Genomic DNA, 14,108 nt, shown 5'->3' with positions numbered 1-14,108 from the left:
AGGTCGCACTAGTCGTGTAGATAGTGAGAGAGGGAGATCAATTGAGCATTGATAATTTGATGGTGTGGTTGAAAGACAGCCTTGGTGTGCTTTTGGTTGCGGCTGTTTTTTTTTATGGCGGGTTGAAGTTTTTGCATTGGGGGCGCACTGGTGTGTTGGATAGACGTGATATAAGAGATAATCCGAGCTATCTGAAGTTAGCTAAGGCTTGTGGTTATTTTTCGATTGGTTTTTCTGTTTTTATAGTTTGTTTAATGTTCTCTTTAAAGTGGCCGACGTGAGATTGGTGCTCTTGGTGGTTTAAGAACCTTGTAAATAATTTTGTGTAACTGCTTTTGGTTCATCGCGGCTTTCCTGGGAAAGCCGCTTTTATCTTTAAGAAGTAATTAGTATCTCGATTGTCAGTATCCGCCTCATGAACCTGCGGGGCGATTTGCTAGTGTTCGAAGTTACATAGCAGAAGCGCATTGTAGTGGCTGGGTGAATTTGGTCACCCGATTAGAAGTTTAGCAATACCTCAGCCAATCTGTGAAAAGCTAATTTAGCAAAATGATTGACTCATTTATGTCCAATTTCGCGTTAAAGTATTTACTCAGTATCAGAGAAATCTCGCAGTTTCCCTAGAATATGTAATCTGACTAGCCATAGATGCAGGCAATATCAATTTATAGGATTTCATCGTCACCCCCAATCTCAGTCAATTTAGGAAATATCACGGGAGATTTTGTGTAAATACCAGCCAAGCAAAGCGACAATAGAAAGGGATTAAAACTATAAAGGTTAAAAGCATATCCTACCCTTAGAGCTTGGATGTGACGTAACTACTAGGCTTACCATGGCAATTGAGTGCCATCGTAGACAAAAAATGAACCTGAATACTTAAGTTTTAAATTGTTGATAACATTAAGCATGCCTTTGACACTCTCTTCTGCTGTTACCTTACCTTACCTTCCTTTCCGCCCATATCGGTTTTACCCAGCCAGTAACCATTGTCGTGATGCTTACTTTACAAGTACGCTTTCTTGTTCCCACTGACTTTCTGTTGGTCTATCTAGGCGTCCACTCATTCGCGTAAGGACAAGCGCAACGAGAACTATCATTGCACCCACCCAAGGGGTATGCATTAAGCCCATCTCTGACACAATCATACCGCCTCCCCAAGAGCCAAGCGCAATACCCACGTTAAACGCCGCAATGTTGAGACCAGAGGCAACATCTACCGCATCAGGAGTGTATTTTTCAGCCAGTTTAACCACATAGACTTGTAAACCAGGAACATTACCGAATGCAAAGGCCCCCCAAACTAAAATGGTCGCTACCGCTGCTATAGGGTTAATAGCCGTAAAGTTAAATACAACTAATACGGTGGCGAGTCCCGCAAAAATAATCGTCAGCGCTTTAATTGGCCCCATCTTATCGGCCATTTTTCCGCCCCAAATATTACCAATCGCCACTGATACACCATATACCAGCATGATTAGGCTGATTGCATTCGCGCTAAATCCTGTTTCCTGCTGCAAAATCGGCGCAAGGAAAGTGAAAGCGGTAAATGTACCGCCGTAGCCGAGTGCTGTAATCGCATACACCAGAAGTAACCTTGGTTGAGTGAGCACTTTTAGCTGCGATGATAGTTTAGCTGCGGCTGGTTGTTTCAGGTTGGTTGGCACCAAGAAAGCACTACCAATCAAGGCAATCAGTCCCAGTAGCGCTACAATCAAAAACGTCGATTGCCAACCAAAGGTTTGGCCGATGTAAGTACCAAGCGGCACGCCTGTGACTAATGCCACGGTTAATCCCGTGAACATAATCGCAATCGCGCTGGCTGCTTTTTCTTTAGGTACTAGGCCAGTCGCAATTGTGGAGCCAATTGAGAAGAACACACCATGGGCTAAACCTGTCAAAATGCGAGCAACGATAAGGGTGTTGTAACCAGGTGCTTGCCATGCTAGTAAGTTGCCAATCACAAACAGTGACATAATAGCAATGAGGACGTGCTTACGGTTCCACTTTCCCGTTAGCGCGGTTAAAACAGGTGCGCCAATCGCTACACCTAGTGCGTAAAGGCTTACCAGCAGTCCTGCGGATGGTAGTGAGACATTTAAGTCAGAAGCCATGGTCGGGATCAATCCCACGATCACAAACTCCGTCGTTCCGATAGCAAAGGCGCTTAGCGTCAATGCGAGAAGTGCTAATGGCATGTCATTTACTCTCTTTTGTTAGGTTCTAGTACACAGCAGCGAATGTGCTTATCAACGTGTCGCGCTGCCGGGATTCGATGGAGGGATTTTGCGTGGAAATGTCGTTGTAAAAAATAGGTTATTTAACAAATGATATTTGTTATAAATGCAATAATTAAAAAGAAACTCTTAATTAAACGGTAGGCAGCATGCGCACGAAATCGGACGATTTAGAAATTCTACTTACTGTCGTTGATGCTGGCGGGTTTACTGCGGCAGCAGAAAGCTTAGACATACAGGTGGCACGCGTATCACGAGCGGTGAGTAAGGTGGAAAGCCAGCTTGGCGTGACGATATTAAACCGAACCACAAGACGGATTGAATTAACCGATGAGGGTCGGCAATTTGTTGAGTCGGTGCGAATAGGGCTTATGCAATTACAGCAAGCGGAAGATGAGATCATATCCCGTGGGGAGTTACCCAAAGGGCGGTTACGTGTTGATGCCGCTAGTCCGTTTGTGTTTCACCAGTTAGTCCCCTTGGTGCAGCCATTTAATCAAGCCTATCCTGATATTGAGTTGGAGTTGACCTCCAATGAAGGTTTTGTTGATTTACTAGAAAAGAAAACCGATATCGCTATTCGTATCGGTGCATTAAATGATTCAACCTTACATGCAAGGCCTCTTGGCCGAAGTTTACTTTACATTGTTGCTTCACCTGATTATTTATCAAAGCGCGGCTTTCCGAGTAAGAGTAGTGATTTGGAACATCACGATACCATCGGATTTTCAACACCAAAAACACTCAATGAATGGCCTCTTAAAGGATTTTCAGGGCTTACGCCAACGCTGACCTCAAGTAACGGTGAAACGGTGAGACAGCTCGCGTTGATGGGAAATGGAATAGCCTGTCTATCGGGCTTTATGGTGAAAAATGATATTGCGGAAGGGAGATTAATTGCGTTGTTAGAAGGTGAAAAAATCGGAAACTCAGGCAGGGAGCAAATTAATGCGGTTTACTATAAGTCTTCTTCGGTTGCCAAGCGGATTTCTGCTTTTATCGATTTTATTCAGCCGAAACTGGATCTGTAAATCGTTCAACGCGAGGTAACTCCGTACCTCGCTTACGCTGTTGTAACGACGGAAAGCCAGAAAAATACCCAAAAACCTCAAGCCCTTTCCCCTTAGGAAAGGGCTTTTGTGATCTTACTTCAGATGGAAAAATAAACATCGCGCATAACAAATTTAACAATTGATATTGTCAAATAAAATGAAATTATATGTGAGTTATGTCAGTATTACAGAGTATTATGGTTCGCTAGAGTGGTCTGCTAACCGATTTGCTCGGTCACAAAAAAGTAACCAGTTAATAATAAAGTACTTTTCAATCAAGAGAACGCTATGTTTTTTAGTAAATCGCTTCAGCAAGAGAATCAACAACTAAAAGAGGAGTTGTTCAGCCTCAAGCAAGCACATGAAAGTTTAGATCAAGACATGTTGCGCTTGTCATTGGACTGCCAAGGTTGTATTACATCAGCAAACCAGAACGTTGAAACACAGTTGTTGTTCAGTGAGGGCAGTTTGTTGGGGACTCATCTTTGCGATTTGGTTCCAGATAAAGCTCAACAGACAGAACACTTTAAGCGTATGAAGCAGTGCGTTCAGTCAAATAAATTTTGGCATGGTGCGCTGCAAATTTCTAAAGGTAATGGTGAAGAAGCATGGTTGCGCGCGTTGATTCAACCTATTGTTGACTCATCAAAACAAGTCACCAATATTGTCGTTTATGCTTCAGAGCTGACTCGAACGATTAAAAACTCCCGAGAACAGGATGATATGCTCAAGGCGTTGAGTCGCTCTATGGCTGTGATCGAATTTACACTTGATGGCTATGTGCTTACTGCAAATGCTAATTTTTTGAATACCATGGGCTACAAAGCTGATGAAATCGTCGGTAAGCACCATAGAATATTTTGTGAACGAGAAGAAGTTGATTCACAGTCCTACATTGATTTTTGGAAAAAACTCTCTGATGGTCATTTTGTATCGGAGCGGTTCAAGCGCCTAAGCCGTGACGGCTCTGTAGTATGGTTAGAAGCGTCTTATAACCCTATCCATAACGACAGAGGTGAGCTCTATAAAGTCGTGAAGTTCGCCACTGATATTACCGCTCAAGTGCAGCAAGAACAATCCATGGCGCAAGCAGCGCAATTGGCCAGTGACGTGTCAAAAGAGACGGGCACCCAAACGGTTCAGGGGCAGCAAGTTATTGGCTCAACGGTTGAAAAGATGCAAATGCTCTCAGAGCAGATGTCACAAGCCAGTGCTGCGATAGATGAGCTTAAAGCTCACTCCGCAAAAATTAGCGAATTAGTCAGTAGCATTAGCGGGATTGCTGATCAGACCAATTTACTTGCGCTCAATGCCGCCATTGAGGCCGCACGTGCTGGTGAGCACGGCCGAGGCTTTGCGGTCGTTGCTGACGAAGTCAGACAACTCGCGACAAGAACCAATGCGACAACGGGTGAAATTGTATCTATGGTCGATGAAAACTTATTACGCACGACTAATGCTGTTGAGTTAATTTCTCAATGTCAGAAAGAAGCACTTCAAACGTTGGAGCTATCAGTAGCGGCTGGTGACGTGATGAATGACATCCAGGTTGGAGCGAGTCGTGTCGTCGATGTGGTTGCTGAGTTTAACCGGAAGCTTTGATACCTCAATCTCGCTGTTATTTAATGAGCTTACCAAGCAACATGGCGTCTTTGCTTGGTAATCGACTAATAGAATCTTAATCTCGTATCGTGAGAGTATTTGAGTATAATTACTCTTTATCAAGGTTAGCGATCAACGTTAGTTCATTTTTCCTTGCCTACACCTTCTCTTTTGCTGTCCTAATTAACGTCTAATGACTTTGTCATCGGCTGTTTTGTGAGTATTTATGCTTAACTCAGAACATAAAGCGACCCTTATTCTCGTCATCACCACGATCCTTGCAGCGCTCGGTTGGATCTTTTCTAAAGAAGCCATACAAGGACTGCCTCCATTTGGTTTTATTGGTTCGAGATTTACTATCGCATCGCTGTGTCTATTGCCGTTGTGTTTTCGCTCACTGCGTTCGGTCAAGTTCGGTGATCTATTGTCAGCCAGCGGTGTAGGCTTGTTGCTTGGTAGCGCTGTTATGACCTGGATATACGCCATTTCTGTCAGCGATACCTTGGGGGAAGGGGCATTTATTATGAGCTTGTCGATGTTGTTTGTGCCCATTGTCGCTTGGATAATGTTTCGTCAGCGCCCACAACGTATATTTTGGGTCTCTTTGCCTATTGCTGCTATTGGGCTTGCCTGTCTTTCTCTGGCCGATGGTTGGAAACAATCTGCCAGTCAGTTTTGGTTTCTCGCTGCGGCGCTGATTTTAGCGCTACACTTTAATGTCAACAGCAAATACTCGCAGAAACTTCCGGTTTTATTACTGACGTGTTTGCAATTGTTTTCTGCCGGCTGCCTTGGTTTGGTGGTTTCCTATTTCACGGAGTCTTTTCCACGTCAGGTTGATTCATCAATATGGTGGTGGTTTGCATTGAGTACACTGCTTGCGACGAGTTTGCGTTACGTTATGCAGACCATGGGGCAAAAGTTTGTCCAAGCAGGGAACGCTGCGCTAATTATGATTTTAGAGCCAGTTTGGACCGTGGTGCTGAGCATTCTGTGGTATGGCGAAGTACTCACGACAAACAAGCTGTTCGGTTGTTTGCTTATCCTGTTTTCCCTTGTCATCTATCGTACGGGAGGACGGTTACGCTTCCCACTGCGCAAGGTGTGATTGGAATGATTCTAAACTTTTAACGTTCGGATAAATACCTCAATGCCAGTGACACTTTAGAGGTTGGTTGGCGTCGCAGTTCATCACTGATCATCCAACCCGCTTTAGCTAACAGATTCAAATCTACACCCGTTTCGATTCCCAAGCCTTGGCAAAGATAAATAACGTCTTCGGTCGCGACATTGCCCGACGCGCCCTTGGCATAAGGGCAGCCTCCGAGCCCAGCAACACTGCTATCCACAGTATTAATACCCATGGTGAGAGCTTGGTAGATATTGGCGAGTGCTTGTCCCCAAGTGTCATGAAAGTGAACGGCGAGTTGCTGTGTCGCTGCATTATTCACCCTCATCACCGCTTCTAACATGTCACGGATACGGTTTGGTGTACCAGTGCCAATCGTGTCGCCCAGTGATACCTGATAACAACCTAAGTTGATAAGTTCACGAGCCACTTTTGCGACCTGTAAAGGCTTGGTTGGCCCATCGTATGGACAATCGACAACGCAAGAGAGATAACCTCGAACTGGAATCGCGTGTTTTGCTGCCATCGCCATCAGAGGCTCAAACCGGGCTAAGCTTTCTGAGATAGAACAGTTAATGTTATGTCGGCAGAAACCTTCCGAACAAGAAGTAAAGATAGCAACCTGATTGGCGCCTGCTTCCAAAGCTTGTTCGAACCCTTGCGTATTTGGAGTGAGGGCGGAATATATGACTTGATTACGCCGTGTAATAGTACTGAGCACCTGCTTTGAATCTGCCATTTGTGGCACCCATTTGGGAGAGACAAACGAGCCAGCTTCGATATGCGTTAACCCGGTATCGGACAATAAATCGATCAGACGGATTTTTGCTTTCGTGGTAATGGGAGACTCATTTTGTAGTCCGTCCCTAGGGCCCACTTCGACAATATTGACTCGCTCAAGCAGTCTCATTTTTTCTCCGGAAGTGGTGTGTTGATCCAATTCGGAGGACGTTTTTCAAGGAAAGCTTGCAGCCCATCCTGACCTTGAGGAGAAACACGAATGTCGGCGATTAGGCGACTGGTGTAATTGATCAGTTGAGAATCAATTGGGTTTTGATGGCATTGATGGCACAGAGTTTTGGCTTGTCGCATGGCATCTGGACTGTTAACCAGCAGAGTATTGACGATATTTTTTACCGCTTCGTCCAGCGTTTTGGGAGGATGGACCTCGTGCACAATACCAAACCGTTCTGCGTCTGAGGAAGAAATGACTTCGCCGCTTAAAATATAACGACGTGCTTGCCTATTACCCATTGCTCTCATTACATAGGGAGAGATAGTCGCGGGTACGATGCCTAGTTTAACTTCGCTTAAACAGAAGTTGGCATTTGTACTCGCGATAGCAATATCGCTGCAACAAATTAAACCCAAAGCACCGCCGAACGCGGAACCTTGAACCACTGCGATCGTGGGTTGCGGAAACGTATCAAGAGTTTCCATCAGACGTGCAAGGTTTTGCGCATCCGCGAAGTTTTGTTGGCGTGTACTGTTCGCCATTGATTTCATCCAGCTTAAATCTGCGCCAGAGGAGAAGTGTTCACCATTACTTCGCAAAACTAAACAACGAACATCATTACGCAAAGCAAGATAGTCGAGTCTGTGTATCAGTAGATCAATCATACAGGCATCAAAGGCGTTGTGTTTTGCCGTCCTATTGAGGGTTATGGTGGCCACTCCATACTTATCGACCTGCCAGAGCACATCGTCTTGTCTTTTGGCGTTGGGAATTATGCTCGCTTGCATTTCCATCATACTTACTCCAGATTCAGGTTCATCACATTCTAAATATACCAAATGTACTATCAGCCACGGGAGCGTTTAGGGTCGCTTCTAGTGCTTGAGCCAATACATTTCGTGTCTGTTTGGGGTCAATAATGCCATCATCCCAAAGTCGAGCGCTGGCGTAGTACGGGTGCCCTTGGGCGTTATACAAATCTATGATCGATTCTTTAAATGTCTGTTCTTCTTGCTCGGCCCATTGCTTGTTGTGACGTTTATTCACTTCTTTTCTTACTTGAGTTAGAACACCAGCAGCTTGTTCACCACCCATGACTGATATTCGTGCATTAGGCCACATCCACATCATGGTTGGATCGTATGCACGACCACACATTCCGTAGTTTCCCGCACCATAGGAACCACCAATAATAACGGTAAATTTAGGAACCTCGGCACACGCAACCGCCATCACTAATTTTGCACCATGCTTGGCTATGCCTTCCTCTTCCACTTTTTTACCTACCATGAATCCGGTGATGTTCTGTAAAAAAAGTAGCGGAATCTTGCGTTTTGCACAAAGTTCTATGAAGTGCGCGCCTTTTTGGGACGACTCAGAAAATAGAATGCCATTATTTGCTACGATACCTATTAAGTGACCTTCTAGTCGAGCGAAACCGCACACCAAGGTCCGGCCATAGAGCGCTTTGAATTCATCAAAGTCCGAATCATCGACAATTCGTGCGATGATCTCTCTGACATCAAAGGACAACCTAAGGTTCGCGTTGACGATGCCATAAATTTCTTCTGCTTTGTAGCGGGGAGGGAGAATGGCATGGTTTGAATTATTGCGTGTTTTCTGGTTGAGGTTGGAAATGGCTTCTCTCGCCAGTAGTAGGGCATGTTCATCATTGTTAGCGTAGTAATCTGCGACACCAGATTTCCGACAGTGTACGTCAGCGCCGCCCAACTCCTCGCCTGTGACGATTTCTCCTGTTGCGGCTTTGACCAGTGGTGGTCCTGCTAAAAATATAGTGGCTTGCTCTTTCACCATAATCGATACATCTGCCATGGCTGGCACATAAGCGCCACCTGCGGTGCACAGACCCATCACCACCGCGATTTGAGGAATGCCTTGAGCTGACATCCGAGCTTGATTAAAAAAAATGCGTCCAAAATGCTCTTTATCAGGAAACACTTCAGCTTGGTGGAGCAAGTTGGCGCCACCTGAATCGACAAGATAAATGCAGGGAAGTCGGCACCGTTTAGCGATCTCTTGAGCTCGCAAGTGTTTTTTTACTGTGAGAGGGTAGTAAGTGCCGCCTTTAACCGAAGGATCATTAGCGATGATCATACAATGTACGCCTTCTATCTTGCCAATGCCCGCCACGACACCCGCACAAGGAATGGCATCGTCATAGACTTGCCACGCGGCAAACTGGCCGATCTCGAGAAAGGTGGCGTTTTTGTCGAGTAAGTGTTCGACGCGTTCGCGTACGGGTAATTTACCTTTGCTTTTCTGGTGTTCTAGGGCTTTCTCTCCACCGCCTAGTTTGATGGTTTGTATGTCAGTACGGAGTTGATCGACCAAAGTTTCCATGGCGGCTTTATTCGAGAGAAATAGTGCGTCAGTAGACTTTGTTTTACTCTTGATGATGGCCATTATGAATTCCTCTTCTCATGGCTATTTCGATTCCGTGAATAATTCTCTTCCGATTAACATACGACGGATTTCCGATGTGCCAGCCCCGATTTCATACAATTTGGCGTCTCGGAGTAGACGCCCAGTGGCGAACTCATTGATATATCCGTTACCTCCTAGTAACTGAATAGCATCCAATGCCATTTGCGTTGCAAGTTCTGCGCTATATAAGATCACGCCAGCAGCATCTTTTCGCGTGCATTCGCCTCTGTCACACGCACGAGCAACGGTATACACGTAAGCTTTTGCTGCGTTCATGCGAGAATACATATCAGCGAGTTTGCCTTGCACCAATTGGAATTCGCCAATAGGTTGACCAAATTGTTTCCTTTCATGGATGTAAGGAATCACGATATCCATGCAAGCTTGCATAATACCGATAGGCCCTGCAGCGAGGACCACTCGTTCATAATCTAACCCACTCATTAAAACTGCAATGCCTTGGTTCAGTTTGCCGAGTATATTGGCTTTGGGGACGACGCAGTTGTTAAACACCAGTTCAGAGGTATTGGAGCCACGCATACCAAGTTTGTCGAGCTTTTGTGCGTCACTGAATCCTTCAAAACATCGTTCTACAATAAAAGCGGTGATTCCTTTGGCCCCTGCACTGACATCGGTTTTTGCGTAGACAACAAAAACGTCTGCGTCTGGACCGTTTGTTATCCACATCTTCGTTCCGTTAAGTAAGAAGTAATTCCCTTTGTTTTCCGCTTTCAGTTGCATGCTGACGACGTCTGAGCCTGAGTTAGGCTCACTCATTGCCAAAGCACCGATGTGTGAGCCGTCGATTAATTTTGGTAGGTATTTCTGTTGTTGTTCCGCCGAGCCATTGCGGAAGATTTGATTGACACACAGGTTGGAATGAGCCCCATAACTGAGTGCAACGGAGGCAGAAGCACGACTGATTTCTTCCATCGCGACTACGTGGGCGAGATAGCCCATACCTGCGCCTCCATATTCGTCACTTACGGTCACGCCAAGTAGCCCCATGTCACCAAACTTTTTCCATAAATGGTTTGGGAATTGATTATCACGATCGATATCGGCAGCAATGGGAGCGATGTGTTCTTTTGCAAACGCGTTGACGTGTTCGCGGAGCATATCAATGGTTTCACCGAGACCAAAATTGAGTGGAGTGTAGCGGGTATTCATAACGTCTCCCAATGGCAGAATCAAATGTGCGTACGGTGGTCGGTTGTTTAGCGTTATGGTTATAGCGATGGTTATGGTTATTAAGGGCAGTTGATGCTCGTTAAGCAAATGTCATTGATTATTTTTGTTTACTTTTTAGGGCGAGTAAGCAACGCTCTTTCGCCGCGTTTAATTCACCCATTACAATTTTTATATCATTAAGCTGTTGTTGAAGGTGGGCCTGCTTTTCTTCAATGATATTGAGCATTTTCAATAATTGCTCATCGGTTTGGTGCAGGTCATACAATTCAAACAGTTCGCGAATCTCTGCGAGAGAGAAGCCAAGTCGTTTTCCTCGCAAAATCAGTTTTAGGCGGATCTTATCTCTACGTTGATAGACGCGCATGTTTCCTTTGCGCTCGGGTTCGATAAGACCCACGTCTTCATAAAACCGAATACTGCGAGTGGTGATATCGAACTCTTTCGCTAGGTCACTTATTTTATACTGTTCCATCAGATGCTTACCTCAAAACTCTTGCTTCTACAGACCTTAACTTCTGAGTTTCCGTTAAGAGAAACATAGAAAAATTTGCGTTACTTCACCTTACCGTAAAGGCTAGTGCTATGCTTACGTAAACGTCAAGAAATTACACCGTGAAAGTTCACCCTAGAGGGGGACTGGAAGCCGCGACCAGATAAAAGCACGCCAAAGAGTGTGCTAGGTGTGGAATTCCTGGTAGTGATAAACGGACAAGGAACGAGAAGCATGGAAAACGACATTTGGATTGTCAGTGCCAAAAGAACGCCAATCGGACGGTTTCAAGGTCAACTGCAATCGTATTCCGCACCAGAGCTGGGGGCATTGGCTATTAAGGCTGTGGCTGAAGACGCTGGGATTCACTCTGTCGATGAGGTTTTGATGGGGTGTGTTTTACCTGCGGGTTGTGGGCAGGCGCCAGCAAGACAAGCTGCTCTTGGCGCCAACCTTCCTCATACCACCCCGTGTACCACCATCAATAAAGTCTGTGGCTCAGGGATGAAGAGCGTTATGTTAGCCCACGATCTTATCAAATCGGGCTCGATTCGCTCCGCTCTGGCGGGAGGCATGGAAAGTATGACCAACGCCCCGTACCTTCTGAATAGTATGAGAGCAGGTGTGCGTATGGGGCATCAGACAATGCATGACCATATGTTTATCGATGGATTGGAAGATGCTTATGAAGGGCACCTTATGGGGGTATATGCTCAACAAATCGCTGACAAGCTCAAATTTAGCCGCAAAAAGATGGATGAATGGGCAATCATGTCGGCAACGCGAGCATTAGAGGCACAAAAACTGCGGCTATTTGATGACGAAATTTCGCCAATATCAATAGAATGCCAGCATCGATCGTCGACGAAAATGATGCGGGACGATGAGCTTCCTGAAACTATTCAACTCGATAAAATTCCTCACCTTAGGCCCGCGTTCAGTAAAACGGGTACTGTTACCGCCGCCAATTCCAGCGCGATTTCTGATGGCGCAGCGGCACTGATATTGATGAATTCAGACGTCGCCCGCCACCAAGGATTGTCGCCACTTGCGATAATTAAGTCGCATGCTACCCACGCTAGAACCCCGTCGGAATTTACCTTGGCACCTGTCTATGCCATTGAACAATTGCTCTCCCAGTTAGATTGGTCGGTGAGCGAGGTCGATTTGTGGGAAATTAATGAGGCGTTTGCGGTGGTGACACAAATTGCGGCAGCGGAACTTGGTATCGATCCTTTTAAAGTCAACGTTAAAGGGGGCGCTTGTGCACTCGGGCACCCGATTGGCGCGAGCGGAGCACGTATCTTAGTGACGCTTATTCACAGTTTACGTCAACTACAAGCATTAGATGGTGAGTCAAGCAATAGAAAGGTAGTGCGAGGTGTTGCATCACTTTGCATTGGCGGTGGAGAGGCAACCGCTATCGGTATCGAGATACCACGCTCATATCAACCATAGTCAATTACGACTCAATAATAACGGATTTAATATTAACGAAGGAGTACATGATGACGGGTTTGGTTCCCTTATTTATCAAAGGTGAATTTTGTGAATCACAAACGACGGAATGGGTGGAAGTGACCAATCCTGCCACCAATGACGTTATCGCCTATGTTCCGTGTGCTACGACAGATGAAATGCAAACGGCGATAGAGCATGCCAAAGAGACGTTTCAATCCTGGAAAGAAGTAGCTGTCTCTGAACGCGCCAGACTGATGTTGCGGTATCAGCAATTACTGAAAGAGCACCATGATGAACTGGCTACGTTGCTCTCACACGAAACGGGAAAAATTTTGGCAGATGCCAAAGGTGATGTGTGGAGAGGCATTGAAGTGGTCGAGCAAGCTGCGAATATCGCCAGCAACATGATGGGTGAAACGGTCGAAAACGTTGCAACCGATATCGATAGTTATTCGCTTATTCAACCGTTGGGAGTGTGTTGCGGTATTACGCCATTTAACTTTCCGGCCATGATCCCGTTGTGGATGTTCCCTATTGCTATCGCCAGTGGCAACACGTTTATTCTAAAACCTTCAGAACAAGTTCCCTTAACCTCTATGCGCCTCGCCGAGCTGTTTGCGGAAGCCGGTGCACCGAAAGGGGTATTACAGATTGTGCATGGGCGTAAAGAGGAAGTGGACTTCCTACTCGTGCATCCCGATATTCGTGCGGTGTCGTTTGTTGGCTCTGTACCCGTGGCACAATACATCTATACCGCCGGAACAAGGCACTTTAAACGGGTTCAAGCGTTTGCCGGCGCGAAAAACCATATGGTCGTGATGCCCGATGCCAACAAAGAACAAGTGATTAATCACCTTGTCGGGTCTTCGGTAGGGGCGGCAGGGCAACGTTGTATGGCCATTTCTGTTGCGGTATTCGTGGGCAGTTCAAAAGAGTGGATAACGGATCTCAAACACGCAATGGCAGATGTCCATCCCGGAGCGTGGGACGATGAGGATGCAGCGTATGGTCCCTTGATCAGTGAGCAGGCCAAACAACGCGTGTTGCATTTAATCGAAGAAGGGAAACAACAAGGTGCGACGTGTGAGCTGGATGGAAGTCAATGCACCGTGGATGGGTTTCCTGATGGAAATTGGGTTGGGCCGACGTTATTTAGTGGTGTCACTACCGACATGTCCCTGTATACACAAGAGATATTTGGCCCTGTGCTGATTTGCCTTGAGGTCGATACCTTGCAAGACGCTATTGAGCTCGTTAATCGCAACCCATACGGCAACGGGACGTCCATCTTTACTGCCAATGGCGCTGCCGCGCGAAAATATCAGCATGAAATTCAAGTCGGACAGGTCGGCATCAATGTGCCTATCCCTGTACCGTTACCGTTTTTCTCGTTTACGGGATGGCGTGGCAGTTTTTACGGTGACTTACATGCTTATGGCAAGCAAGCCGTGCGATTTTATACCGAAACAAAAACCGTGACCGCCCGTTGGTTCGATGACGATATTTTGACCAAACCAAATCTGACCATTCAGTTGCGCTGATTTAA

12 protein-coding genes and 1 pseudogene are annotated in these 14,108 nt (G+C 46.0%); 7 read left to right on the top strand and 6 right to left on the bottom strand.

Going from position 1 to position 14,108, the window contains the following annotated elements; translation table 11 throughout:
* The first annotated feature begins 41 nt into the window (after positions 1-41).
* Positions 42-281, top strand: coding sequence for a hypothetical protein (locus ONE56_RS17610; protein ID WP_245228387.1), 240 nt, complete (start codon positions 42-44; stop codon positions 279-281).
* 720 nt (positions 282-1,001) lie between these two features.
* On the opposite strand, the gene ONE56_RS17605 is transcribed toward ONE56_RS17610, so the two are convergent.
* A complete protein-coding gene (locus tag ONE56_RS17605; protein ID WP_423840606.1) occupies positions 1,002-2,198 on the bottom strand; it encodes an MFS transporter in 1,197 nt (398 codons plus the stop codon).
* Positions 2,199-2,386: 188 nt separating this feature from the next.
* On the opposite strand from ONE56_RS17605, the gene ONE56_RS17600 reads away from it, so the two are divergent.
* The 4 genes and pseudogenes from ONE56_RS17600 (at position 2,387) to ONE56_RS17585 (ending at position 5,999) form a co-directional block, all read left to right on the top strand.
* Positions 2,387-3,268 carry a LysR substrate-binding domain-containing protein gene (locus ONE56_RS17600; RefSeq protein WP_423840605.1) on the top strand — a complete coding sequence of 294 codons (882 nt, stop codon included), beginning with the start codon at positions 2,387-2,389 and terminating at the stop codon, positions 3,266-3,268.
* A 309-nt stretch (positions 3,269-3,577) separates the two neighbouring features.
* Positions 3,578-4,354 (top strand): annotated as a pseudogene (locus ONE56_RS17595) (PAS domain-containing protein); the annotation flags it as partial.
* Between the two features lie 15 nt (positions 4,355-4,369).
* Positions 4,370-4,891, top strand: coding sequence for a methyl-accepting chemotaxis protein (locus ONE56_RS17590; RefSeq protein ID WP_245228336.1), 522 nt, complete (start codon positions 4,370-4,372; stop codon positions 4,889-4,891).
* A 226-nt stretch (positions 4,892-5,117) separates the two neighbouring features.
* A complete protein-coding gene (locus tag ONE56_RS17585; RefSeq protein WP_423840604.1) occupies positions 5,118-5,999 on the top strand; it encodes a DMT family transporter in 882 nt (293 codons plus the stop codon).
* Between the two features lie 19 nt (positions 6,000-6,018).
* On the opposite strand, the gene ONE56_RS17580 is transcribed toward ONE56_RS17585, so the two are convergent.
* The 5 genes from ONE56_RS17580 to ONE56_RS17560 form a co-directional block, all read right to left on the bottom strand.
* Positions 6,019-6,930 (bottom strand): hydroxymethylglutaryl-CoA lyase, encoded by a 912-nt coding sequence (locus ONE56_RS17580; protein WP_423840603.1) that lies wholly within the window; start codon positions 6,928-6,930, stop codon positions 6,019-6,021.
* Entirely contained in the window at positions 6,927-7,772 is an 846-nt protein-coding gene (locus ONE56_RS17575; RefSeq protein ID WP_423840602.1) for an enoyl-CoA hydratase-related protein, read from the bottom strand. The genes ONE56_RS17580 and ONE56_RS17575 overlap by 4 nt, the downstream gene beginning before the upstream one ends.
* Positions 7,773-7,794: 22 nt before the next feature.
* Positions 7,795-9,399: a carboxyl transferase domain-containing protein gene (locus ONE56_RS17570; RefSeq protein ID WP_423840601.1), complete on the bottom strand. Its 1,605-nt coding sequence runs from the start codon at positions 9,397-9,399 to the stop codon at positions 7,795-7,797.
* 21 nt (positions 9,400-9,420) lie between these two features.
* On the bottom strand, positions 9,421-10,590 hold the full coding sequence (locus ONE56_RS17565; RefSeq protein WP_423840600.1) for an isovaleryl-CoA dehydrogenase: 1,170 nt from the start codon (positions 10,588-10,590) through the stop codon (positions 9,421-9,423).
* A gap of 118 nt (positions 10,591-10,708) precedes the next feature.
* Positions 10,709-11,083, bottom strand: a complete 375-nt coding sequence (locus ONE56_RS17560) for a MerR family transcriptional regulator (protein WP_041153914.1) — start codon at positions 11,081-11,083, stop codon at positions 10,709-10,711.
* Between the two features lie 252 nt (positions 11,084-11,335).
* On the opposite strand from ONE56_RS17560, the gene ONE56_RS17555 reads away from it, so the two are divergent.
* Positions 11,336-12,559: a thiolase family protein gene (locus tag ONE56_RS17555; RefSeq protein WP_331437650.1), complete on the top strand. Its 1,224-nt coding sequence runs from the start codon at positions 11,336-11,338 to the stop codon at positions 12,557-12,559.
* 50 nt (positions 12,560-12,609) lie between these two features.
* The gene (locus ONE56_RS17550; protein WP_423840599.1) at positions 12,610-14,103 is read left to right on the top strand and encodes a CoA-acylating methylmalonate-semialdehyde dehydrogenase; all 1,494 of its coding nucleotides are present in this window, start codon (positions 12,610-12,612) and stop codon (positions 14,101-14,103) included.
* Positions 14,104-14,108: the final 5 nt, after the last annotated feature.

The organism is Vibrio mytili (genome assembly GCF_049563345.1).
Classification (GTDB): domain Bacteria; phylum Pseudomonadota; class Gammaproteobacteria; order Enterobacterales; family Vibrionaceae; genus Vibrio; species Vibrio mytili.
Note: the sequence above shows the minus strand (reverse complement) of the source record. Positions and strands in the feature narration are given on the sequence as shown.

Bases quoted from the DNA above. Each gene is read 5' to 3' on its own strand.
- ONE56_RS17565 (WP_423840600.1), bottom strand. From the start codon at position 10,590: ATGAATACCCGCTACACTCCACTCAATTTTGGTCTCGGTGAAACCATT.
- ONE56_RS17580 (WP_423840603.1), bottom strand. From the start codon at position 6,930: ATGAGACTGCTTGAGCGAGTCAATATTGTCGAAGTGGGCCCTAGGGAC.
- ONE56_RS17550 (WP_423840599.1), top strand. From the start codon at position 12,610: ATGACGGGTTTGGTTCCCTTATTTATCAAAGGTGAATTTTGTGAATCA.
- ONE56_RS17605 (WP_423840606.1), bottom strand. From the start codon at position 2,198: ATGCCATTAGCACTTCTCGCATTGACGCTAAGCGCCTTTGCTATCGGA.
- ONE56_RS17555 (WP_331437650.1), top strand. From the start codon at position 11,336: ATGGAAAACGACATTTGGATTGTCAGTGCCAAAAGAACGCCAATCGGA.
- ONE56_RS17560 (WP_041153914.1), bottom strand. From the start codon at position 11,083: ATGGAACAGTATAAAATAAGTGACCTAGCGAAAGAGTTCGATATCACC.
- ONE56_RS17575 (WP_423840602.1), bottom strand. From the start codon at position 7,772: ATGATGGAAATGCAAGCGAGCATAATTCCCAACGCCAAAAGACAAGAC.
- ONE56_RS17590 (WP_245228336.1), top strand. From the start codon at position 4,370: ATGGCGCAAGCAGCGCAATTGGCCAGTGACGTGTCAAAAGAGACGGGC.
- ONE56_RS17585 (WP_423840604.1), top strand. From the start codon at position 5,118: ATGCTTAACTCAGAACATAAAGCGACCCTTATTCTCGTCATCACCACG.
- ONE56_RS17600 (WP_423840605.1), top strand. From the start codon at position 2,387: ATGCGCACGAAATCGGACGATTTAGAAATTCTACTTACTGTCGTTGAT.
- ONE56_RS17570 (WP_423840601.1), bottom strand. From the start codon at position 9,399: ATGGCCATCATCAAGAGTAAAACAAAGTCTACTGACGCACTATTTCTC.